Origin of the sequence: Variovorax davisae (assembly GCF_030316845.1) — a bacterium.
Taxonomy (GTDB): Bacteria; Pseudomonadota; Gammaproteobacteria; order Burkholderiales; family Burkholderiaceae_C; genus Variovorax; species Variovorax davisae.
The window spans coordinates 117,706-141,855 of the sequence record NZ_JASZYS010000017.1; the positions used below are offsets into that span (position 1 = coordinate 117,706).

Consider the following 24,150-nt stretch of genomic DNA (forward strand, 5'->3'; position numbering starts at 1 on the left):
CTTCGGGCCTGCCCTAGCGCCCGGCGGCCGCCGTGGCGAGCGCGGCCAGGGTCTCGTCGACCCGCGGCGGCTCGCTGGTGCGGATCTGGGCCTGCACCTGCTGCACCAGCGTGGCCGCGGCCTGGACCCGGCGCGAGGCCGGGTCGAAGTAGCGGTTGATCGATGCCGAGACGGTCGCCATCTCGCCGCGCGCCGTGTCGACCTGCCGCGAAAGCAGCGCCAGCCGGGCATTGAGCAGCTTGAGCTTGAGGTTCTCGCGCAGGAAGAAGGTTTGCTCGGGCGTCAGCAGCACCGCCTCGGGCCGCTCGATGCGCCCCACCCTCAGCAACGAACGGGCCTCGGTGCGCACCATCATCAGGAAGCGCTGCCACCAGGGCGCATTGGCCGGCAGCGGCTCGACCTGCAAGGTGTCGAGCCCGCCGCCGCGCACCGCCACGGCGTTGAGCGCCGGCAGGTCGTCGACCAGCCGCATCAGTTCGTCGAGCTTCTGCAGCGCTTCGCCGTTGTCGGCGCTGGCGCTGCTGCGCAGCCGGTCGGCATCATGCTGCATGGCGCGCTGCAGCGGCGCCAGCCGCGGCTGCGCGGCGCGGGCGATGCGCGTGTCGCCGGCCTTGAGCGCGGCCAGCAGCGGCTGCACGTTGCCGGTGACCTGGGCCTGCTGCAGGGCCAGCCGCACGGCGGCCTCGATGTCGATCACCAGGTTCTCGTCGCGCGAGCGCGAGAGGCTCTGCATCAGCTCCTCGAGCTGGGAGCGTTGCAGCGCCACTTCGCCGACCCGGGTCTCGGCCAGCGCCAGCCGGGCGGCGGTGTCGCGCACGACCTCCTGCGCCTGGCGCGCCAGGGTGCGGGCTTCCAGCGACTGCGACAAGGCATCTGCGCTCTGGCGGGCCAGTTGTTCCTGCATGCCGCTGACCTTCTGCCAGAGCGCGAACGCCATCAGCAGGGCCGCCACGGCAACCAGGGCGAGCAGGCCGAAGGCGAGCCGCGACAGCAGCGCCGCCGCGGCCGGATGGCCGACCGGCAACGCAGCCGGCACCGGTGCGCGCAGTGCGGGTTCCGGCAGGGGCTCGTTGAAGACAGGCGCGTCGCTCATGCCAGGGATTCTATCGACGCGACCAAGGCCGACAGCGAAGGGCGCGCGACCTGAACGCGGCCGAAACCGGCGGCGCGCGCGGCCTCGGCGATGCGCTCATGGGTGACGAGCGCACGGGCCTGCTGCCAGCCGGTGGCGGGCATCAGGCGGCACAAGTTGGCGATCGCCTCCGAGCTGCTGAAGAGCCACGCGGCAGCGCCGCTGGCGCCTTCGGCCGCCAACCGGCGCTCGGCCTCGCCGAAGGGCGGCGGCAGGCGGCGATAGGCGGCCACCGCATCGCAGGCGCCGCCCTGGGCCTCGATCTCGCGGGCCAGCCAGTCACGTCCCGTGGCCTGCCCCGCGGCATCGCCGCCGCGCACGATCAGGATCCGGACGCCCGGACGGACCTGGTCCGCCACGCGGGCCCAGAGCTGCTCGGAATCGAACTGCGCCGCATCGGCGGGCGGGGCGTCGATCGCCGCCGGCGGCACGCCGGCCGCGCGCAGCCCGCGCACGGTGCCCGGACCGGTGGCCCAGAAGCGCAGGGGCGCCGGCAGCGGCCGGTCGAGGCCGCGAAAGAAATGCCCGGCCGCCGCGGCGCTGACGAACATCAGCGCGTCGTAGTCCGACAGGCGCCGCCAGGCGGCCTGCAGCGGCGCGGGATCGTCGAGCGGCGCGATCGCGATCAGGGGCAGCGCCACCGCGTCCACGCCGGCGGCGCGCAGGTCGTCGACCCAGCGCGCGGCTTCCGTGGCCGGTCGCGTGATCAGCAGCATGGACGAACCGGGAGCGGCCTCATCCCTGCAGCAGTCGTGCCGCTGCTTCGCCCAGCGCCGTGGCCTGGGCCGCATCGGCCGCCTCGGCCACCAGCTGGGCCCGCACCAGCGGCGTCAGGCCTTCGGGGTCGCCCAGCGCCGCGTCGATGCGCAGGCGGCCGTCGGGCTGCCAGCGCGCGTGGGCGGCCAGCGGCATCGAGCAGCTGCCGCCCATCGCGCGGCTGACGGCGCGCTCGGCGGCGGTCGCGAGGCCGTCGCGGCCGCTGGCCAGCGGCGCCAGCAGCGCCAGCAGATCGGCGCGCTCGGCCCGGACCTCGATGCCGAGCGCACCCTGCCCGGCCGCCGGCAGCATGGTGTCGGGTTCGAAGCATTCGCGGATGCGGCGCTCGAGCGCCAGCCGCTTGAGCCCGGCGGCGGCCAGCACGATGGCGTCGTACTGGCCCTCGTCGAGCTTGCGCAGCCGGGTGTCGAGATTGCCGCGCAGGGGCTCGATGCGCAGGTCGGGCCTGAGGGCGCGCAGCAACACCACGCGGCGCAGGCTCGAGGTGCCGACCACCGCGCCCTGCGGCAGTTCGGCGAGCGAGGCGTAGCGCGGCGAGACCAGCGCATCGCGGGGGTCTTCGCGCTCGAGCACGCAGGCCAGCGCGAAGCCCTCGGGCAGGTCCATCGGCACATCCTTGAGCGAATGCACCGCGATGTCGGCGCGCCCGTCCTCGAGCGCGTTTTCGAGTTCCTTGACGAACAGGCCCTTGCCGCCGACCTTGCTGAGCGAGCGGTCCAGGATCTGGTCGCCGCGGGTGGTCATGCCCAGCAGTTCCACCGTGTGGCCCTGTTCTTGCAGGAGCGCCTTGACGTGCTCGGCCTGCCACATGGCCAGGCGGCTTTCGCGCGTGGCGATCACGATGTTGCTCAAGACCGTTTTCCAAATGAGAAAGAGACCGGAGGATGCTAGCATGTTGCGCCGCAGCAACGCAGGCGCATCCCCAGTCCAAGAGGAGAAGTTTCGAATGAAGACGAGCCCCGCACCGGTTGCCGCGAAGCGCCGGACCCGAGACGAAGACCTGCCGCTGATCGCCGACATCCGGCTGCTCGGGCGCATCCTGGGCGACGTGATCCGGGAACAGGAGGGTGACGAGAGCTACGCGCTGGTCGAGAAGATCCGCACCCTGTCGGTGGCCTTCCGGCGCGATGCCGACCATGCCGCGGACCGGGCACTGAAGAACCTGCTGAAGGGGCTCAGCGCGGCCGAGACCGTGAGCGTGATCCGCGCCTTCACCTACTTCAGCCACCTGGCCAACCTGGCCGAGGACCGGCACCAGATCCGCCGCCACACCGAGGCCGAGCGTGCCGGCGAGAGCGCCGAGGGCAGCCTGGAGACGGCGCTGGGGCGCATCCGCAAGGCCGGCATCAAGCCCGAGGCGGTGGTCGAGTCGCTGGCCCACAGCTACGTCTCGCCGGTGCTCACGGCGCACCCGACCGAAGTGCAGCGCAAGAGCATCCTGGACGCCGAGCGCGCCATCGCGCAGCTGCTCACGGCGCGCGACGAGATCGCGCTGCGCCAGCGCGCCTTCGCCGGGGGCAAGGATGCGCTGACACCGGTCGAGTACGCCGACAACGAACGCCAGATGCGCACCCGCGTGACCCAGCTGTGGCAGACGCGCCTGCTGCGCTTTTCGAAGCTCACCGTGGCCGACGAGATCGAGAACGCGCTGAGCTACTACGAGGCGACCTTCCTGCGCGAGATCCCGCGCGTCTATGCCGAGCTCGAGAAGGCCCTGGCCCATGGCGGCAGCGTGCCTGCGGTGGCGCCGTTCCTGCGCATGGGCCAATGGATCGGCGGCGACCGCGACGGCAATCCCAACGTGACCGCCGAGACCCTCGAATACGCCCTCAAGCGCCAGAGCGAACTCGCGCTGCGCCACTACCTCACCGAACTGCACTACCTCGGCGGCGAACTGTCGCTGTCGGCCGGGCTGGTCGACGTGTCGGTCGAGATGCAGGCGCTGGCCGAGCGCTCGCCCGACAAGAACGAGCACCGCGTCGACGAACCCTACCGCCGGGCGCTGACCGGGATGTACGCGCGGCTCGCCGCCACCTTGCGCGAGCTCACGGGCGGCGAGGCCGCGCGCCACGCGGTGCGGCCGCAGAACCCCTACGCCACGGCCGAGGAACTGCTGGCCGACCTGCACACCATCGAGGAGTCGCTGGCCGACCAGCACGGCAGCGTGCTCGCCGCGCCGCGCCTGCATCCGCTGATCCGGGCGGTCGAGGTGTTCGGCTTCCACCTGGCGACCGTCGACCTGCGCCAGAGCTCCGACAAGCACGAGGCGGTGGTGGCCGAGCTGCTGGCCACCGCCCGCATCGAGCCCGCCTACGCCGCGCTGTCCGAAGAGGACAAGCAGGCGCTGCTGCTGCGCCTGCTCGACGACGCCCGGCCGCTGCGCGTGCCCGATGCCGACTACTCCGCCCTCGCCCGGAGCGAACTCGCGATCTTCGCCGCCGCCCGCACCGCACGCGCGCGCTTCGGCGCGGCGGCGATCCGCCACTACATCATCAGCCACACCGAGACCGTGAGCGACCTGCTGGAAGCCCTGCTGCTCCAGAAGGAAGTCGGCCTGCTGCGCGGCACGCTGGCCGACAACGCCACCTGCGACCTGATCGTGGTGCCGCTGTTCGAGACCATCGAGGACCTGCGCAACGCGGCGCCGATCGTGCGCGCCTTCTACGCCCTGCCCGGCATCCATGCCCTGATCCAGCGCTCGGGCGCCGAGCAGGACGTGATGCTGGGCTACAGCGACAGCAACAAGGACGGCGGCATCTTCACCAGCAACTGGGAGCTCTATCGCGCCGGGCTGGCGCTGGTGGCGCTGTTCGACGACCTCAATGCGCACAGTGGCGTGGCGATCCGCCTGCGCATGTTCCACGGGCGTGGAGGTACGGTGGGACGCGGCGGCGGCCCGAGCTACCAGGCCATCCTCGCGCAGCCCCCGGGCACCGTGCGCGGCCAGATCCGCCTGACCGAACAGGGCGAGGTGATCGGCTCGAAGTACGCCAACAGCGAGATCGGCCGCCGCAACCTCGAGACCCTGGTGGCCGCGACGCTCGAGGCCACGCTGCTGCCGACCGCCAAGGCCGCGCCCGCCACCTTCGTCGCCGCGGCGGCCGAACTGTCGGCGGCCAGCATGGCGGCCTACCGCGCGCTGGTCTACGAAACGCCGGGCTTCGGCGACTACTTCTTCAGCGCCACGCCGATCCGCGAGATCGCCGAGCTGAACATCGGCTCGCGCCCGGCCTCGCGCAATCCCAGCCGCAGCATCGAGGACCTGCGCGCCGTGCCCTGGAGCTTCAGCTGGGGCCAGTGCCGCCTGACCCTGCCGGGCTGGTACGGCTTCGGCTCGGCGATCGAGCGCTTCCTCGCCCAGGCCGCCAACCCGGCCGCGCGCAAGGAGCGCCAGGCGCTGCTGCAGCGCATGTACGCGCAGTGGCCCTTCTTCCGCACGCTGCTGTCGAACATGGACATGGTGCTGGCCAAGAGCGACCTGGCGCTGGCCTCGCGCTACTCGGAACTGGTGGCCGAGAAGAAGCTGCGGCAGAAGGTGTTCTCGATGATCGAGGCCGAATGGCACCGCACCTCCGACGCGCTGACGCTGATCACCGGCGCCAGGCAGCGCCTGGAAGGCAACGCCGACATGCAGCGTTCGATCCGCCACCGCTTCCCCTACATCGATCCGCTGCACCACCTGCAGGTCGAGCTGATGCGCCGCTACCGCGCGGGCCAGGTCGACGAGCGGCTGCAGAAGGGCATCCACATGTCGATCAACGGGGTGGCGGCGGGCCTGCGCAACACCGGCTGAGCAGGCGCGAGCGGACACTGTCCGCGATCTCCTACACCCATTCACGGCCAAGTGGAAAAAAAGGCCATGGCATAGCGAGTACCCTGACCCCCACGTTCACAGCTCTCGCAATCGCGCGGCGGCTTCAGGGTCGTTCACAGGAAAACTCCGCCATGTCATCCCCGCAATCGCTCGTCCGTTCCCCGATCGACTTCGTCAGCGGCGACTTCGACGCGCTGGCTTCGCACATGCGACATTGCGCGCGGGCCCAGGGACGATGGTTCGCGGTCCGCAGCCATCTGCAGCAGGTGCGATCAGTCGCCGCTGGCCGGATCGTGACGATGGCCTGCGCGGCCGGCATGCTCGCCATCGGACTGTTCGTGTTCGCTTGAGCGCCGCGGCGGTCGTCGACCGGCTCGACACCCTCAGCCGGTACGCACGCGCACTGCTGCTCGGGCCGCACGAGCCGGTCGAGGCGCCGATCCGCGCCGAGCTGTTCGGCGCCCAGCGCTTCGCGCAGCACGGCCACAGCCTGGCGCGGGCGCAGGTGGTGCAGTCCGCCGACGCGCGCAGCGACGGCAAGCCCTTCTTTCCGCGGGTCGACAAGAACCTCGAGTCGCTGCGCAGCGCCTTCGACTACATCGCGCTGGTCTCGCAGAGCGGACGCTACGTGTCGCCGGCGGCCGAGTGGCTGCTCGACAACTTCCACCTGGTCGAGGCCCAGCTGCAGCAGATCCGCGAGGGCGTGCCGCGCCGCTACTACGCACGCCTGCCGAAGCTCGCGGCGCCGCCGCTGGCCGGACTGCCGCGCGTCTACGGGATCGCCTGGGCCTACGTCGCGCACACCGACAGCGTGCTCAACAAGACGCTGTTCACGGCCTTCCTCGATGCCTACCAGGACATCGACGAGCTCACGCTCGGCGAGCTCTGGGCGCTGCCGACCACCCTGCGCGTGGTGCTGCTCGAGAACCTGCGCCGCGTGGCCGAGAGCATCGCCGAGAACAAGGTGGCGCGCGAGGTGGCGCACGCGGCCTGGGACGCGGCCGATTCGCTGTCGTCGCACGAACTGGACGTGTTGTATCGCGCGCTGCAGAGCCGCGGCATGCAGGACAGCAACCTGACCCAGCTCTGGCAGCGGCTGCCGGTCGAGCACGGCGAGCATCCGCCCGCGCTCATCAAGTGGACCGAGCAGCACTGCCCGAACGGCCCGGCGCTGATCGCCGACGCCCAGTCCGCGCAGGCGGCCGCCAACCTCACGGTCGGCAACATCATCACGACGCTGCGGATGATCGGCCAGGTCGACTGGGCCGACCTGATCGAGCCCGTGAGCCGCTCTCTCCGCGTGCTGCGCGAGCTGCCGAGCTTCGGCCGCGAGAGCGAACTCACGCGCCAGCAGATCACGCAAGCGATGGAACAGGTGGCCCGCAGCACCCGGAAAACGGAGCGCGAGGTGGCGCAGGCCGTGGTCGGGCTCGCGCTGCAGGCCGTCGCCGATGCCGAAGCCCCCGGCAGCCCGCAGCCGGCCCGCGGGGCCGAACGGACGGCCGGCTACTACCTGTTCGGCGAAGGCCGCCCGGGACTGGTCGCCGCGCTGGCGCCGGTGCGCAGCGATGGCCGGGCCGCGCCGCCGCCGCGCCACCGCCGGCCCGGCAACTGGCGCCTGGCGCTCTACCTGGCGGCCATCGCGACCGGCACCTCGCTGCTGCTGGCCGCCGCGGTGCACGGCCTGAACCGCCACGGCTGGCCCGAGGCCGGCTGGACCTCGGTGGTGGCCCTGGTGCTGCTCGCCTGGCCGCTGTCCGAAGCGGTGATCGCGCTGGTGCACCGCATCGTCGCGGAATCGACCCGGGTCCGGGCCCTGCCCCGGCTCGAATTCGCCGCCGGCATTCCGCCTGCGCACCGCGTGCTGGTGGTGGTGCCTTCGATGCTGAGCTCGATCGAAGCCAACGCGCAGCTGGCCCGGCGGCTCGAGCTGCACTGGCTCGCGAACCGCGAGGACCAGGCCCAGTTCGCGCTGCTCACCGACTGGACCGATGCCGACCAGGCGTCCATGCCCGGCGATTCGCTGCTGCTGGACGACGCGCTGCGCCGGATCGGCGCGCTCAACGACAGCTATCCCGGCGCCGGCGACACGGTGCGCTTCCTGCTGCTGCACCGGCCGCGCACCTGGTCCGAGAGCGAGCAGCGGTGGATGGGCTGGGAGCGCAAGCGCGGCAAGCTCGAGATGCTGCTGCGCCTGCTGGCCACCGGCGACGCCAGCGGCTTCGAGGCGCGAGCCGCCGGCGCGGGGCTGGCGGACCGCATTCCCTACGTGATGACGCTCGACAGCGACACCGGCCTGCCTCCCGGCACGCTGCGCGAGCTGGTGGCGGTGGCGGCGCACCCGCTGAACGCACCGCAGACCGACCCCGCCGGCCGGCGCGTCACGGCCGGCTTCGGCATCTTCCAGCCGCGCATCGTCACGCCGTTCCCGGAGCGCCACGAGCGCTCCCCCTTCCACTGGATGTTCGCCGGCCAGTGCGGCCTCGACCCCTACAGCAACAGCGCCTCCGACATCTACCAGGACGTCTTCGGCACCGGCTCCTTCACCGGCAAGGGGCTGCTCGACGTCCAGGCGGTCCACGCCACGCTCGACCGCCGGCTGCCCGACGGCGCCGTGCTGAGCCACGACCTGCTCGAAGGCACGGTGGCGCGCTGCGCCGTGGTGAGCGACCTGGTGCTGGTCGAGGACCATCCGCACCACGCCGGCGTGGCCGCCTCGCGCGTGCATCGCTGGACCCGCGGCGACTGGCAGCTGCTGCCGCTGATGCTGCGCCCGCGGCGCTTCGGCATCGACGCGCTCGGGCTCTGGAAGATGAGCGACAACCTGCGCCGCGCCCTGGTGGTGCCGGCCTCGGCGGCGCTGCTGGCCTGGGTCGTCTTCACGGCGGCCCTGCCGCTGTCGTGGGCGCTGGCCGCCGTGGCATCGGCCCTGGTGCTCGGGCCGCTGCTGGGCGCGCTGGCGGGACTGGTGCCGACCCGGCGCTCGATCGAACTGCCGCATTTCTTCGATGTCGGCGGCACCGAGCTGCTGCGCGCACTGGCCGGCGCGGGCTGGCAGTTCGTGCAGCTGGCGGCGCAGGCCCGCCTGCTGCTCGATGCCAGCGTACGGTCCGTCTGGCGGCTGCTGGCGAGCCGCCGGCATCTGCTGGAATGGACCACCGCCGCGCAGGCCCAGGCGCAGGCACGCTACGCGTTGGGCGATTTCGTCCGCGGCTCGGCGCTCACCAGCGCCGCCTGCATCGCGCTCGCCCTGGCATCGCTGGCGAGCCCGCACCCCTGGCTCGGCGCCACGCTCTTCGCGCTGTGGGCGCTGGCGCCGCTGGCGGCCTGGTGGAGCAGCCGCACACCGACCGGTGGCGCGCGCGAACTCGAAGCCGAGCACCGGCGCTACCTCGAGACGCTGGCACGCGACTGCTGGCGCTTCTTCGAGCACGTCGTCGGCCCCGACGACAACCACCTGCCGCCCGACAACCTGCAGCTCGAGCCCGAGCCGACCGTGGCGCACCGCACCTCGCCGACCAACATCGGCATGTACCTGCTGGCCTGCTGCTGCGCCCGCGAGTTCGGCTGGATCGGCACCCCGGCGCTGGCCGGGCGGCTGGCCGCCACGCTCGACGCCATCGACCGGCTCGACAAGCACGCGGGCCATCTCTACAACTGGTACGACACCCGGAGCCTGCAGAAGCTGCCGCCGGCCTACGTGTCCAGTGTCGACAGCGGCAACCTCGCCGGCCACCTGATCGCGGTGGCGCAGGCCTGCCGCGGCTTCGCCGCCGAAGGCAGCGACGCAGCGGCGGCCGCGGCGCTCGAGGCGCTCGCCCGACGCTGCGAGACCCTCTGCGCCGGGATGGACTTCAGCGGCCTCTACGACACCAAGCGCCACCTGTTCCACATCGGGCTGCGGGTCGACGACGACCTGCTCGACGCCAGCTACTACGACCTGCTGGCCTCCGAGGCGCGCCTGCTGAGCTTCCTCGCGATCGCCAAGGGCGACGTGCCGCGGCGCCACTGGATGGCGCTCGGGCGGCCCTTCCTGTCGGTCGGTGTGCTGCCCGGGCTCAAGTCCTGGTCGGGCTCGATGTTCGAGTACCTGATGCCGACGCTCGTGATGGCCGAGCCCGAGGGCGGGCTGCTCGAGGTCGCGATGCGCGCCGCGATCGGCGAGCAGCAGGTCTTCGGCAGCGCCCAGGGCCTGCCCTGGGGCGTCTCCGAATCCGCCTACTTCGCGCAGGACCATTCGCTCGCCTACCAGTACTCGCCCTTCGGCGTGCCGCGGCTGGCGCTGCGCCGCACGCCGCCGGCCGACCGCGTGGTGGCGCCCTACGCCAGCGCGATGGCGGCGGCGATCGCGCCGGCCGACGTGGTGGCCAACCTGCGGCGGCTCGAATCGCTCGGCGCGCGCGGCGAGTTCGGCTTCTACGACGCGGTCGACTTCACGGTCTCGCGCCAGACCGAAGGCCAGGCCTTCACCGTGGTGCGCAACGTGATGGCGCATCACCAGGGCATGTCGCTGGTGGCCTTGTGCAACGCGGTGCGCAGCGGCGCGGCGCGGCGCTGGTTCGGCAGCGCGCCGCTGGTGCAGGCGCACGCCTCGCTGCTGCACGAGCGCACGCCACGCCAGATCATCGGCAGCGCCGATCCGCGCACCCCGCCCGAGCCGGCCACCGGCGAGGCGGCGCCGGTGTTCCAGCCGCGCACGGTCGATCCGATGGGCGCCGGCTTCCAGCCGTCCCACCTGTTGTCGAACGGCCGCTACACGGTGGCGCTGCGCGCCAACGGCGCCGGCGTCAGCCGCTGGCGTTCGTTCAACGTCAGCCGCTGGCGCGACGATCCGCTGCGTGACGGCTACGGCTGCTTCTTCTATGTGCGCGACGCGCAGACCCACGCGCTGGCCTCGCTGACCGCGCTGCCGGCGCCGGGCGCCGGCTGGCGCTACGGCGCCCGCTTCCTGGCCGACCAGGTGCAGTTCGAAGCCAGCGGCCCGGGCCTGCAGACGCGCATGACCGTGCTCATCAGCCCGGAGGACGACACCGAGCTGCGGACGGTCGAACTGCACAACACGGGCAGCGAGACCCGGATCCTCGAGCTGATCTCGTACTTCGAGCCGGTGCTGTCGAACCCGAAGGCCGACGAGGCCCATCCGGCCTTCGCCAACCTGTTCGTCGAGAGCCGCTGGGAGCCGGGCTGGCGGGCGCTGCTGATGGCCCGCAAGCCGCGCCTGCATGGCGACCCTGTGGTGGCCGCCGCCCACTTCGTCGCCGCGGTCGATGCGCAGGTGCTGACGGTGGCCTGCATGACCGACCGCCGCGCCTTCATCGGGCGCAACCGCACGCTGGCCGAGCCCGCGCTCGACGCCCAGCCGCTGGCTGCCGACGGCACGCCGGTCAACGGGCTGGACCCGATCGCCTGCCTGCGCGTCACGCTGTCGATCGCGCCGGGCGCCAGCGCGCGCCTGACCTTCGCCACCGCGGCCGGCGACAGCATCGAGGCGCTGATGCCCTGCATCGACCGCTACCTGCAGCCGATGCACGTGGAGCGGGCGACCCGGATGGCGGCCACCTTGGCGCAGGTGCGGCTGCGCGACCTCAGCATCGACCCGGCGAAGAACCTGGCGCTGCAGGACCTCACGACCATCCTGACCTACACCACGCCGCGCACCATGCGCGACCGCGGGCTGATCGACCTGCGCCAGATCTGGCGCTTCGGCATCTCGGGCGACAAGCCGATCGTGCTGGTGATGATCCATTCGATGGCCGGCAAGGGCCTGGTCGACACGCTGCTGCGGGCCCAGCCCTGGTGGGGCTTCGGCGGCGTCGCTTGCGACCTGGTGGTGATCAACGGCGAGCCGCATTCCTACCTGATGCCGCTGCAGCGCGACATCGAGGCCCTGCGCAGCCGGGTCGCGCAGCAGACCCAGAACAGCTTCCCGCGCAACGATGCGGCCGGCTTCTACCTGTTGCGCGACGCCGAACTGACGCCGGCCGAGAAGGCGGCGCTGTCGAGCCTGGCGCGGGCCGTCTTCACGGCCGACGGCCGCACGCTGGAATCCCAGGTGGCGGCGCTGCGCGAATCGGCGGGCCCGCCCGCCGAAGGCGCGGCGGCGAGCCCGCCGCTGGCGATCGCCCGGCTTCCCGCGGTGGCGCACCTGGCCGACACGGCGACCGCGCCGACCGGCGCCTTCGATGCGCAGAGCGGGGAATTCCGCTTCGAGGTCGACGTCAACCGCCGCACCGCGCGGCCCTGGGTCAATGTCATCGCCAACGCCGGCTTCGGCTTCCAGGTCTCCGAATCGGGCACCGGCTACACCTGGGCCGGCAACAGCCGGCTGCACCAGGTCACGCCCTGGTCCAACGATCCGGTCCAGGACCCGGCCTTCGAGCACTACCTGCTGCAGGATCTCGACAGCCGAGAACTGCTGCCGCTGACGCCTGCCGCCCGGGGCGGCGCCGCGGCCAGGCACCGGGTGCGGCACGGCCAGGGCTACACCGTGTTCGAATGCCTGCACCGCAACGTGGTGCTGGAGACCACCTTCTTCGCCGATCGCGAAGAGCGGATCAAGCTGGTGCAGGTGAAGGTGCGCAACGAAGGCGTCGGCGCGCGCCGGCTGCGCGCCGTCGCGATGGTCGAGTGGCAGCTCGGCGCGGCCCGCGGCGAACGCCGCACGGTCCACACCTGGAAGCCCGAGGACCTGCCGGCGGTGTTCGGCCAGCAGCGCGAATCGAGTGCCGGCTTCGGCGGCAGCAGCGGCTTCCTCGCCATTGCCGGGCTGGCCGGCCTCGGCGGGACCACGCAATGGACCTGCGACCGCAGCGAGTTCTTCGCCGCCGGCGGCAGCATCGCGCTGCCCGACAGCCTGGCCGGGCGTGCCGGCAGCGGCCTCGACGCCTGCGCGGCGGTGGCCGGCGAGTTCAGCCTGGCGGCCGGCGCGAGCGCCGGCTTCAGCTTCATGCTGGGGCATGCCGACAACGCCGAAGCCGCCGTCGAGATGGCCAGGCGCTGGCAGCAGATCGACATCGGCGAAGCGCTGGCACGGGCGCGCGGCTTCTGGGACGACCTGCTGGGCCGACTGCAGGTGCGCACCCCCGACCCTTTGTTCGACGCCATGGTCAACCGCTGGCTGGTGTACCAGACGCTGTCCTGCCGCCTCTGGGCCAAGGCCGGCTTCTACCAGGCCGGCGGCGCCTTCGGCTTCCGCGACCAGCTGCAGGACGCGATGGCCTTCGCGCTGACCGACCCGCTGCGCCTGCGCGAGCAGATCCTCGTCAACGCGGCGCGGCAGTTCCCCGAGGGCGACGTCCAGCACTGGTGGCACATGCCCGGCGGCGCCGGCGTGCGCACGCATTTCTCGGACGACCTGCTGTGGCTGCCCTTCGCCGCCGCCCACTACGTGGAAGTCAGCGCCGACCGCTCGCTGCTCGAGGAGCGGGTGCCCTTTCTCGACGGCCCCGCGATCCCCGAGGGGGCCGAGGACGCCTACTACCCGCCGCGCACCAGCGAGCAGAGCGCGAGCATCTACGAGCACGGCGCCCGCGCGATCGACAAGAGCCTCGCGACCGGAGCGCACGGGCTGCCGCTGATGGGCACCGGCGACTGGAACGACGGCATGAACCGGGTCGGCCACGAAGGCCGCGGCGAGTCGGTCTGGCTCGCCTGGTTCCTGTGCAGCGTGGTCGAGCGTTTCGCCCCCTTCGCGCTGGCGCGCGGCGAGGGCGAGCGCGCCAAGCGCTGGCTGGCCGCCCGGCAGGGATGGATCGCCGCGCTGCACGCCGCCGGCTGGGACGGCGCCTGGTTCCGGCGCGCCTTCTTCGACAACGGCGCGCCGCTCGGCTCGTCGATCAACGACGAATGCGCGATCGACCTGATCGCGCAGGCCTGGTCGGTGCTCTCGGGGGCGTCGGACCCGGCGCACACGGGGGCGGCGCTGGCGTCGATGAAGTCGCACCTGCACGATGCGCGGCTCGGCCTGATGCGGCTGCTGGACCCGCCGCTCGCGCATTCGCCGAACAACCCGGGCTACATCCAGGCCTACCCGCCCGGCGTGCGCGAGAACGGCGGCCAGTACGCCCATGCCGCCGTCTGGGCACTGATGGCGCAGGCGCTGGACGGCGACGTCGAAGGCGCGTGGCAGACCTTCGAGGGGCTGAGCCCGGCGCACCGCGCGCAGCACCCGGAGCGCGGCCCGCTCTACGAGATCGAACCCTACGTGATGGCGGGCGACATCTACAGCGCCGCGCCCTACGCGGGTCGGGGCGGCTGGAGCTGGTACACGGGCTCGGCCGCCTGGCTGCACCGGGCGGCGGTGGAGACCCTGCTGGGCCTCTCGGTGCGCGGCGACCAGCTCGCATTGACGCCGCGCGTGCCGGCCGACTGGCCGGGGTTCGAGATCGCGCTGCGGCTGGCCGGCAAGCGCTTCACGCTGCGGCATGGAGCGGCGGGGTCGGCGCCGTCGACGCACCGGGCGGCGATCGGCGAGTGGGTGATCTGGCGGATGTGGCCGCAGGACGCGATCGTGCAGATCGGCTGAACCCGCGACCCCTTCAGTCTCCCAGCAGTTCCCCGATCGGCTGCAGGTCTTCGACATGGTCGCAGACCGCCTTGACGACCATCATGATCGGGATCCCCAGCAGCAGGCCCCAGATGCCCCACAGCCAGCCCCAGAAGATCACGCCGACGAACACCGCCACCGGGTTCATGCGGCTGGTCTTGCTGGTGAGAAAGGGCACCAGCAGGTTGCCGATCAGCGTGTGGATGACCAGCGAAGTGCCGCCGACCAGCAGCGCCATCTCGATGCCGTTGAACTGCAGGAAGGCGACCAGCGCGGCAGCGGCCATCACGATCACCGAACCGATGTAGGGAATCAGGTTGGTGACGGCCGCGAGGATGCCCCAGACCGCCGCGTTCTCGAGGCCGATCGCCCAGAACGCGAGGCCGGTGGCGACGCCGACCAGGGCGCTGGTGAGGATCTGCACCAGCAGGTAGCGCTCGATATGGCCCGTGATGTCGTCGAGCACATGGACCGTGATCTTCTTCTTCTGCAGGCTGGGGCCCGTGATCTTGACCAGCTTGCGGCGGAAGGTGTCGCCGCTGCCGAGCGCGAAGAAGGTCAGGAAGGCGACCAGCGTGAGCTGGCCGGCGGCGCCGATCAGCCCCACCGTGCCGCTCCACAGGTAGTCGCGCACATTGAAGGACGGCCGCTCGATCACCACCCGCGCCACGCCCTTGCGCGCGGCCACCTTGGCCGAGTTCTCCTCGGCCGCCTGCTCCAGTTGGGCCGCGGCCTTCTGGACGGTGTCGAGCGTGCTGGAATCGGCGCTGCGGGGGCTGGCGCGCATCGCCAGGCGCAGCTTCTGCGCCGCCAGGGGCAGCGAATCGACCAGTTCGGCGGCACTGCCGGCCAGCGAATAGCCGGTCCACCCGAAGCCACCCCCGAGGCCGAGCAGGATCACGGCCGCGCCGATCCAGCGCGAGATCCTCCAGCGTTCGAGCAGGTCGACCAGCGGTGCGAGTGCGTAGGTCAGCATCAGGCTCACCATCAGCGGGATGAAGACCGCCGCCGCCCAGCGCAGCGCGAACACGCTGGCCAGCACCGCCAGCACCACCAGCGAGGCACTGCGGACGTCGACCGGCATGTGCAGCAGCACGCGGTCGGGCTCCTGCGCTTCGGCCGCCACGACCGCCACGGCGGGCTCGGGCACGGCGGGCACGGCGCGCGCGACGGGCTCGGGCGCGGCGGACACGGGTGCGGCGGGCTCGGTCACCGGGCGTCCCTGAGCGCTTCGCGCACGGTCGACAACTGGCGCCGCGACACCATCACCGGCTCGGGAATGCCGTCCAGCCGCAGCGCCCAGCCTTCGGCGTCCTCCCCGTCGTCGTATTTCTCGAGCGAGCGGATGGCCGCCCGGGCCACCAGCGCGTTGCGATGGACGCGGACGAAGCGCGACGGATAGCGCTCCTCGAGCTCGGCCAGCGAACCGTCGAAGATGTGGCTGCGCGAGGCGGTCCGCACCGTCAGGTACTTGAGCTCCGACTTGAGGTACAGGATCTCCGACAGCGGCACCCGCTCGGTGCGCCCGCGGTCCTGGATCAGCAGCACGTCCTGCGGCTCGGCGACCGGCGGCCGCCGGTCCTTCAGGTAGCGCTCGGCCTTCTGCAGCGCCTGCTGCAGGCGCTCGGCGCGCACCGGCTTGGTCAGGTAGTCGACCGCCTCGAGTTCGAAGGCCGTGACCGCGTGGGCGGCGTAGGCGGTCACGAACACCACCGCCGGCGCCGCCGGCCGGGCCCGGATGCGGCGCGCCAGCTCGAGCCCGTCGAGGCCCGGCATGTGGACGTCCAGCAGCACCAGGTCGAAGCGGGCGCGCGTCAGCTGGTCGAGGGCGCCTTCGCCATGGGCGGCTTCGGCCACGACTTCCGCGGGCGGCGCCTGGCAGTCGGCCAGCAGGCTGCGCAGGCGCGAGCGCGCCAGCGATTCGTCATCGACGATAAGGGTGCGAAGAGGGGGCGACGTGCTCATGTTTCAGCAGGAATGGCGATCCGGACGCGATAGCTCTTGTCGTCCATGCCGGCGCTGAACTGCGCCTGCATGTCGTGCAGCAGGCGCAGCCGGTCGCGCACGTTGTCCAGCGCGATGCCGTGGCCGCGCGGCAGCGGCGCATCGGCCCAGCGCAGCGGCGGCAGGCTGTTGATGACCTCGATCAGCACCATCGCGCCGCGGCGCTGGGTGCGGATGCGCAGCCGGGCCCCCTCGGGGCTGGGCTCGACGCCGTGCTTGACCGCGTTCTCGACCAGCGGCTGCAGCAGCAGCGGCGGCAGGCGGGCCCCATGGGCGTCCGGATCGATGTCCCAGCGCACGCGCAGCCGCTCGCCGAAGCGCACCTGCTCGATCGCCAGGTAGCGCTCGGCCAGCGCGATCTCGTCGGCCAGCGTGACCGACTCGCTCGGGTCGGCCAGGGCCTGTCGGAACAGCTCGCTCAGGTCTTCGAGCATGGCCTCGGCCTTGGCCGGCTCCTGCCGGACCAGGGCGATCGCGCTGTTGAGGGTGTTGAACAGGAAGTGCGGTCGGATTCGCGACTGCAGCTCGGCCAGCCTTGCCGTGGTGGCCGCCGGCGTCTGGCCGCGGGCGCGCAGCGCCAGCGCCGCCATCATCAGCCCGGCCAGCAGGGCGCCGGCCAGCGCGCTGGCCAGCCACGGCGCCTGCCCGACCACGCCGGTCAGCCGCAGCAGGCCGCAGCCATACAGGGCGGCCAGGGCGCCGAGCAGGGCGCCCGTCGCATACTGCCCCGGCGCCGGCAGCCGGCCCAGCAGCTTCTTCAGCGCGCAGGTGGCGAGCAGCCAGGTCAGCGTGGCCGGCAAGGCGCCGCCGGTGACCGTCGCGGCCAGCAGCAGCCATTCGGACAGCGTCGCGGCCGCGAACAGCGTGGCGACCGCCACCACCACCTCGACGAACAGCACCATGCGCAGTACAACCCCGGTCTGGCAGGCGTCGAACAGGGCCCTCGCGGGACGTGCGGGCCCCTTCGCCCTGGCGGTCGAAGGCGTGGCGGGTGGCGTCGCCGGCGACGCCGAAGGGGTGGCCGATAAAATCGACGGGTTGCGCATCGCAGAAACAATGGGTGACAAACCCATTATTGCCTCCCGAACGGTTCCCATGACTCAAAACCAACTCGACAAGAAATCCGAAGCCTGGTCCGCCCTGTTCTCCGAACCGATGAGCGACCTCGTCAAACGCTACACGGCCAGCGTGTTCTTCGACAAGCGGCTGTGGCAGGCAGACATCGAGGGTTCTCTGGCGCATGCCGGCATGTTGGCAGCCCAGGGGATCATCGGCGCGCAGGACCACGCCGCCATTCAAGGCGGGATGAAGCAGATTCGCAACGAAATCGAATCCGGCGCCTTCGACTGGAAGCTCGACCTGGAGGACGTCCACCTGAACATCGAGGCCCGCCTGACCCAGCTGGTCGGCGATGCCGGCAAGCGGCTGCACACCGGCCGCAGCCGCAACGACCAGGTCGCCACCGACGTGCGCCTCTGGCTGCGCGGCGAGATCGACCTGATCGGCGGCCTGCTGGTCGACCTGCAGAAGTCGCTGCTGGCGCTGGCCGACAAGAACGTCGAGGTCATCCTGCCGGGCTTCACCCACCTGCAGGTGGCCCAGCCGGTGAGCTTCGGCCACCACATGCTGGCCTACGTCGAGATGTTCTCCCGCGACGCCGAGCGCCTGGTCGACGTCCGCCGCCGCGTGAACCGGCTGCCGCTGGGGGCCGCCGCGCTGGCCGGCACCAGCTACCCGCTGGACCGGGAGGCGGTGGCCCGGGCGCTGGGCATGGAGGGGGTGTGCCAGAACAGCCTGGACGCGGTCAGCGACCGCGACTTCGCGATCGAATTCACGGCCGCCGCCTCGCTCGCCATGGTCCACATCAGCCGGCTGAGCGAGGAGCTGGTGCTGTGGATGAGCCAGTCCTTCGGCTTCATCGACATCGCCGACCGCTTCTGCACCGGCAGTTCGATCATGCCGCAGAAGAAGAACCCGGACGTGCCCGAACTGGCGCGCGGCAAGACCGGCCGCGTGGTCGGCCACCTGATGGCGCTGATCACGCTCATGAAGGGCCAGCCGCTGGCCTACAACAAGGACAACCAGGAAGACAAGGAGCCGCTGTTCGACACCGTCGACACGCTCAAGGACACGCTGCGGATCTTCGCCGAGATGGTCGGCGGCATCACGGTCAAGCCCGAGGCGATGGAAAAGGCCGCGCTGCGCGGCTACGCCACCGCCACCGACCTGGCCGACTATCTGGTCAAGAAGGGCCTGCCCTTCCGCGACGCCCACGAAACCGTGGCGCATGCGGTCAAGGCGGCGATCTCGCACCAGGTCGACCTGTCAGAGCTGCCGCTGGCCGTGCTGCAGAGCTTCAACCCGACCATCGAGAAGGATGTCTACGGCGTGCTGAGCCTGCGCGGCTCGCTCAACGCCCGCAACATCCTCGGCGGCACGGCGCCGGCGCAGGTGCGCCAGCAGATCGCCCGGCACCAGGCAAGGCTGGCCTGACACGCACCGCCTCAAGGGCCAAACCGTGAAGTCCTGGCGCCATAGACCGACGGACGGAGGCCGTCGACCCTCAGTTATGTTCCCAAATGTAAGAATGTAGTGCTAAAGTTTGGCATGCTTCGCGCTTACGAATTCGGGTGAACCCTGTCTTCGAAGCGGCTCCCGAGCGCCGAACTCCATGGAAAAACACCGCTGCGTCATCGTCATCCTGACCTTCAACTCCGCCTCGATCATTCGTGAGACCGTGGCGCGGGCGAAGAAGGCAAGCCCCCACATCGTCGTGGTCGACTCGCATTCGTCGGACGGCACCCCCGCGATCGTCGAGGCGCTGGGCTGCACCGTCCTGCAGCGCCCGTTCTCCAACTACAGCGACCAGCGCAACTGGGCCATCGCCCAGGTCGAGGGCAGCTGCGACTGGCAGCTCCACCTCGACGCCGACGAGGTGCTCGACGACCGCGCGGTGGCCGAAATCGGTGCCGTGCTGGCCGGCCAGCCCGCCTTCGATGCCTACCTGATCCGGCGCCGCGACTATTTCATGGGCAAGATGCTGCGCTTCAGCGGCGTCAATCCGTGGCACCTGCGGCTGTTCCGTTCGGGCCTGGGCCGCTGCGAATCGCGGCTCTACGACCAGCACTTCATCAGCAGCGCGAAACCGGGCCGCCTCGACGGCTTCATGCACGACAAGAACTCCGCCCGCCTGGCCGACTGGATCGCCAGCCACAACCGCTGGAGCGATGCCGAGGCCAAGGAGAAGCTCGGCCCCCGCGTCGCCGGCGACAATGTGCTGCAGCCGCGCCTCATGGGCGACGCCCGCGAACGCACCCGTTTCATCAAGGAGCTCTACTACAAGCTGCCGACCGGGGTCCGCTCGCTCGGCTATTTCGTCTACCGCTACGTCTTCCGGCTCGGCTTCCTGGACGGCACCACAGGCTTCTACTTCGCCTTTTTCCAGGCCTTGTGGTTTCGCATGCTGGTCGACGCGAAGATGTACGAGCAACGCCATCAACACCCATCGAACTGACTTCACAGGGAGTGACTCTCGCATGCGCAAATACAACGCCTCCAAACGAATGCTGGTCACCGGCGGCGCCGGCTTTCTCGGCAGCCACCTGTGCGACCGCCTGATCGAGCAGGGCCACGACGTGCTGTGCGTCGACAACTTCTTCACCGGCACCAAGCGCAACGTCGAGCACCTGCTCGACCATCCGCGCTTCGAGCTGATGCGCCACGACGTGACCTTCCCGCTCTACGTGGAAGTCGACGAGATCTTCAACCTCGCCTGCCCGGCCTCGCCGATCCACTACCAGCACGATCCGGTGCAGACCACCAAGACCAGCGTGCACGGCGCCATCAACATGCTCGGCCTGGCCAAGCGGGTGCGGGCCAAGATCCTGCAGGCCTCCACCAGCGAGGTCTATGGCGACCCGGAGATCCATCCGCAGGTCGAGTCCTACTGGGGCCGTGTCAATCCGATCGGCCTGCGCAGCTGCTACGACGAAGGCAAGCGCTGCGCCGAAACGCTGTTCTTCGACTACCACCGCCAGCACCAGCTGCGCGTCAAGGTGGTGCGCATCTTCAACACCTACGGGCCGCGCATGCACATGAACGACGGCCGCGTGGTGTCGAACTTCATCGTCCAGGCGCTGAGGGGCGAGGACATCACGATCTACGGCGATGGCCAGCAGACGCGCAGCTTCTGCTACGTCGACGACCTGCTCGAAGCGATGCTGCGCATGATGGCCACCGGCGACGAGATGCCGGGCCCGATCAACATCGGCAATCCGGGCGAGTTCTCGATGCTGGAGCTGGCCAACAAGGTGATCGCGCTCACCGGCTCGAAGAGCAAGCTGGTCAGGCAGCCGCTGCCCGCCGACGATCCCAAGCAGCGCCGGCCCGACATCTCGCTGGCGCAGCAGGAGCTCGGCGGCTGGGCGCCGCGCACGCAGCTCGAAGAAGGCCTGAAGAAGACCATCGCCTACTTCGACCAGATTCTCTCGGAACCCAAGTCGGCCTGACCCCATGAACATCACGATCATCGGCACGGGCTATGTCGGCCTGGTGACCGGCGCCTGCCTGGCGGACATCGGCAACAACGTCTTCTGCCTCGACGTCGACGCCAGCAAGATCGCCACCCTCAACGCCGGGCGCATCCCGATCTACGAGCCCGGCCTGGAAGCCGTCGTGGAATCGAACGTGGCGGCCAGGCGGCTGACCTTCTCGACCGACGTCGAGGCCTCGGTGGCCTTCGGCGACGTCCAGTTCATCGGCGTCGGCACGCCGCCCGACGAGGACGGCAGCGCCGACCTCCAGTACGTGCTGGCCGCGGCGCGCAACATCGGCCGCTACATGGACGGCTTCAAGGTCGTGGTCGACAAGTCGACCGTGCCCGTGGGCACGGCCGACAAGGTGACGGCCGTGATCCAGGAGGAGCTCGACCGGCGCGGCCGCTCCGACCTCCGGTTCTCGGTCGTCAGCAACCCCGAGTTCCTGAAGGAAGGCGCGGCGGTCGAGGACTTCATGCGGCCCGACCGGATCGTGATCGGCTACAGCGACGACGACAACGGCCGCGAGGCGCTGGCCTGGATGCGCCGGCTCTACGCGCCCTTCAACCGCAACCACGAGCGCACCCGCGTCATGGACGTGCGCTCGGCCGAGTTCACCAAGTACGCGGCCAACGCGATGCTGGCCACCCGCATCAGCTTCATGAACGAGCTGGCGAACCTGGCCGACCGGGTCGGCGCCGACATCGAGGCGGTGCGCCAGGGCATCGGCTCCGACCCGCGGATCGGCTACAGCTTCCTGTACGCCGGCACCGGCTACGGCGGCAGCTGCTTTCCGAAGGACATCCAGGCGCTGACCCGGATCGCCCGCGACAACGGCCAGGCGCTGCGGGTGCTCGAGGCGGTCGAGGCGGTCAACGACGAGCAGAAGAACGTGCTGACCAACAAGGTGCTGGCGCGCTTCGGCACCGACCTCGCCGGGCGCAGCTTCGCGCTCTGGGGGCTGGCCTTCAAGCCCAACACCGACGACATGCGGGAGGCGCCGAGCCGGGTCGTGCTCGACGTGCTGCTGCGCGCCGGCGCAAGGGTGGTGGCGCACGATCCGATCGCGATCGAGGAGACCCGGCGCGTGCTGGAGCTCGATTTCGCCGATGCGCCCGAGCTGCTCGACAACGTCCGCTTGGTCGCCGCCAAGGACCCGATGGAGGCCCTGGCCGGGGCCGATGCGCTGATCATCGTCACCGAATGGAAGGCCTACCGCAGCCCGAACCTCGAACGGCTCAAGGCGCTCATGAAGACACCGGTCGTCTTCGACGGCCGCAATCTCTACGAGCCGGGCACCATGAAGGACGCCGGCATCGTCTACCAGGGCATCGGCCGCAACAGCCAGTGAACGGGGCGGGCTGACGAGTCGTTACCATTTGCGGCCGCGTGGGCAGGAAGCTGCCAACGCTTTCCGGTCGAAGAACGTTGCTTCCTGATGGTGTCGATGAAAGCTGCTGCCCGCCTTGCCCTTTTCTCCCTCGCGTTCGCGGGCGCGCTGGCGGCCCAGGCCGAGCCGCTGCCCGGCGGCGGCTCGGCGCTGTCGCCCGCGGCCGCCCCCTCCCCCGCCTACAGCGCCGCGCGCGCCCGCTGGCAGGGAGACCTCTCCGCCTTCGCCGCGGCCGACCGCGAACGGCTGCCCGAGCCCGGCGGCGTGGTCTTCGTCGGCAGTTCCACGATCCGCATGTGGTCGCGGCTGGCGCAGGATTTCAGCCAGCAGCCGGTGATCGTCAACCGGGGCTTCGGCGGCTCGACCATGGCCGACTGCAGCCTGTTCGCGTCCGAGCTGGTGGTGCGCTACCAGCCGCGGCTGGTCCTGGTCTATGCCGGCGACAACGACCTGGCCGAGGGCCGCACGCCGCTGCAGGTGCTCGAAAGCTTCGCCCAGTTCGCCAGCACCGTGCGCGCGGCCCTGCCCGACACCCGCATCGCCTACATCTCGGTCAAGCCCAGCCCCTCGCGCGAAAAGCTGCTGCCCGGCATCCGCGAAACCAACAACGTGATCGGCGCCTACCTGAAGCGGCTGCCCAACAGCGACTACATCGACGTCTTCACGCCGATGCTGGCGGCCGACGGACGGCCGCGGCCGGAGCTGTTCCGCGGCGACCGGCTGCACCTCAACGACGAGGGTTACCGGCTCTGGCAGTCGGTGATCGCCTCGCACCTGCAGCAAACGCCGCCCGCCGGGACCTCAGTCGCCCAGGGCACCCGATAGCGGCAGGGCCGGCGGCTTCTGCCGCCCGTCCCACCACAGCGTGGTCCGGGCGACGCCGTAGAGCCAGCCGAACACCGCCGCCAGCAGCAGCACATCGCCCCACCAAGGCCGCGCCGTCTGGCTGTCGCCGTAGACCGCCAGCACCAGCAGCACCGCCACCAGATGGGCGCAGAAGACCGGCAGCGACGCGCTGCCCAGGTCCTCCAGCCACTGCAGGCGGGGAATGCGCCGCATGAAGGCCGGCCCGAAGCGGACCGCCACGATGCCCAGCACCGCCAGGTTGACCAGCCGCAGCGGCCCGAGCTGCCACTTGTCGAACAGCAGGTTCAGCTCGACATCGCCGCCGAAGGGCGCCTGGCCGTTGATGCCGTGGTGCCGCCACCAGAAGCCGTAGAGCGCCGCCGCACCGGCGAGCAGCACCAGCCAGGGCGGAAAGCGCAGCGGCTGCGCGCCGGGCGCGTTGCGGCCGGCGCCGATCCAGAGGCCGGCGAACCAGAGGAACTGCCAGGCGAAGGCGTTGAAGGCGCCCATCTCGTGGAACGGCACCGCCAGGCCGGTGTGGCGCACGGTCTGGCCGTAGAGCCATTCGCTGAGCCCGAACTGCGCCAGCGCCCACAGGCTGGCGCTGGCCACCATCACGCCGGTCCAGCCGTGGCGCAGCGCGAAGGCCAGCACCCAGGGGCTCAGCAGCATGAAGAAGATGTACATCGGCAGGATGTCGAGCAGCGCCGGCTCGTAGATCAGCAGCAGCGAGTAGAGGAAGCCCTCGTGCGGATTGGCCAGATAGAACGACAGAAGATTCTTGACCGCCGGCTGATCGATCCGCAGCCCCACGGCAGAAATCACCGTGAAGAGAAACAGCAAGGTCGCGGCCTGGCTCAGGTAGACCTTGAGCGCGCGGCGCCAGAAGGCCCGCCGCATCGAATCGACGCCCTGGGTCCGCGCGATGCGGCTGTAGACCAGGCCGGAGACGAAGGCCGACAGCAGCACGAAGCCCTCGGCCGCCGACACGAAGCCGAAGGGCTGTCCGAGCGGGTCGGTCAGCCGGGTCGGCAGGTGGGTGACGGTCATCAGCACGAGCATGAGCCCGCGCAATGCATCGATTTCCCAGTAGCGTTTCATCGGTCG

At 70.9% G+C, this 24,150-nt stretch carries 15 protein-coding genes; 8 read left to right on the forward strand and 7 right to left on the reverse strand.

Translation table 11 applies throughout. The annotated features are described in order from the left end of the window. Positions 1-13 precede the first annotated feature (13 nt). From QTI33_RS30045 to hemC, 3 genes are read right to left on the reverse strand one after another with little or no spacing between them, the layout of a single operon-like run. Complete coding sequence (locus QTI33_RS30045; protein WP_286510200.1) at positions 14-1,093, reverse strand: uroporphyrinogen-III C-methyltransferase; 1,080 nt, start codon at positions 1,091-1,093, stop codon at positions 14-16. Further along, positions 1,090-1,848, reverse strand: coding sequence for a uroporphyrinogen-III synthase (locus QTI33_RS30050; RefSeq protein ID WP_286510202.1), 759 nt, complete (start codon positions 1,846-1,848; stop codon positions 1,090-1,092). Before QTI33_RS30050 ends, QTI33_RS30045 begins: the two co-directional genes overlap by 4 nt. A gap of 19 nt (positions 1,849-1,867) precedes the next feature. Continuing rightward, positions 1,868-2,803, reverse strand: coding sequence for a hydroxymethylbilane synthase (hemC, locus tag QTI33_RS30055; protein ID WP_286510203.1), 936 nt, complete (start codon positions 2,801-2,803; stop codon positions 1,868-1,870). A gap of 52 nt (positions 2,804-2,855) precedes the next feature. Between hemC and ppc the strand changes: the two genes are divergently transcribed. The 3 genes from ppc to QTI33_RS30070 all read left to right on the forward strand — a co-directional run bounded on the left by ppc (position 2,856) and on the right by QTI33_RS30070 (position 14,247). Then, positions 2,856-5,702 (forward strand): phosphoenolpyruvate carboxylase, encoded by a 2,847-nt coding sequence (gene ppc, locus QTI33_RS30060; RefSeq protein ID WP_286510205.1) that lies wholly within the window; start codon positions 2,856-2,858, stop codon positions 5,700-5,702. 152 nt (positions 5,703-5,854) lie between these two features. Next, entirely contained in the window at positions 5,855-6,073 is a 219-nt protein-coding gene (locus tag QTI33_RS30065; RefSeq protein WP_286510207.1) for a hypothetical protein, read from the forward strand. Next, complete coding sequence (locus tag QTI33_RS30070; RefSeq protein WP_286510208.1) at positions 6,070-14,247, forward strand: glycoside hydrolase family 94 protein; 8,178 nt, start codon at positions 6,070-6,072, stop codon at positions 14,245-14,247. Before QTI33_RS30065 ends, QTI33_RS30070 begins: the two co-directional genes overlap by 4 nt. Positions 14,248-14,260: 13 nt before the next feature. On the opposite strand, the gene QTI33_RS30075 is transcribed toward QTI33_RS30070, so the two are convergent. The 3 genes from QTI33_RS30075 to QTI33_RS30085 are packed head-to-tail and all read right to left on the reverse strand — an operon-like array spanning position 14,261 to position 17,318. Next, positions 14,261-15,418 (reverse strand): AI-2E family transporter, encoded by a 1,158-nt coding sequence (locus tag QTI33_RS30075; protein ID WP_286510252.1) that lies wholly within the window; start codon positions 15,416-15,418, stop codon positions 14,261-14,263. A gap of 59 nt (positions 15,419-15,477) precedes the next feature. After that, the gene (locus QTI33_RS30080; RefSeq protein WP_286510209.1) at positions 15,478-16,233 is read right to left on the reverse strand and encodes a LytR/AlgR family response regulator transcription factor; all 756 of its coding nucleotides are present in this window, start codon (positions 16,231-16,233) and stop codon (positions 15,478-15,480) included. Beyond that, entirely contained in the window at positions 16,230-17,318 is a 1,089-nt protein-coding gene (locus QTI33_RS30085; RefSeq protein ID WP_444814913.1) for a sensor histidine kinase, read from the reverse strand. Before QTI33_RS30085 ends, QTI33_RS30080 begins: the two co-directional genes overlap by 4 nt. Before the next feature lie 49 nt (positions 17,319-17,367). On the opposite strand from QTI33_RS30085, the gene argH reads away from it, so the two are divergent. From argH to QTI33_RS30110, 5 genes are all read left to right on the forward strand, one after another. Further along, the gene (gene argH / locus QTI33_RS30090) at positions 17,368-18,765 is read left to right on the forward strand and encodes an argininosuccinate lyase (protein WP_286510213.1); all 1,398 of its coding nucleotides are present in this window, start codon (positions 17,368-17,370) and stop codon (positions 18,763-18,765) included. Between the two features lie 178 nt (positions 18,766-18,943). Further along, a complete protein-coding gene (locus QTI33_RS30095; protein ID WP_286510215.1) occupies positions 18,944-19,786 on the forward strand; it encodes a glycosyltransferase family 2 protein in 843 nt (280 codons plus the stop codon). A 22-nt stretch (positions 19,787-19,808) separates the two neighbouring features. Then, positions 19,809-20,780 (forward strand): UDP-glucuronic acid decarboxylase family protein, encoded by a 972-nt coding sequence (locus tag QTI33_RS30100; protein ID WP_286510217.1) that lies wholly within the window; start codon positions 19,809-19,811, stop codon positions 20,778-20,780. Between the two features lie 4 nt (positions 20,781-20,784). After that, positions 20,785-22,158 carry a UDP-glucose dehydrogenase family protein gene (locus QTI33_RS30105; RefSeq protein ID WP_286510218.1) on the forward strand — a complete coding sequence of 458 codons (1,374 nt, stop codon included), beginning with the start codon at positions 20,785-20,787 and terminating at the stop codon, positions 22,156-22,158. A gap of 96 nt (positions 22,159-22,254) precedes the next feature. Continuing rightward, positions 22,255-23,022: an SGNH/GDSL hydrolase family protein gene (locus tag QTI33_RS30110; RefSeq protein ID WP_286510220.1), complete on the forward strand. Its 768-nt coding sequence runs from the start codon at positions 22,255-22,257 to the stop codon at positions 23,020-23,022. Here the strand turns inward: QTI33_RS30110 and opgC are convergent. Next, complete coding sequence (gene opgC, locus QTI33_RS30115; protein WP_286510222.1) at positions 22,999-24,144, reverse strand: OpgC domain-containing protein; 1,146 nt, start codon at positions 24,142-24,144, stop codon at positions 22,999-23,001. The genes QTI33_RS30110 and opgC overlap by 24 nt on opposite strands. Between the last annotated feature and the right edge of the window lie 6 nt (positions 24,145-24,150).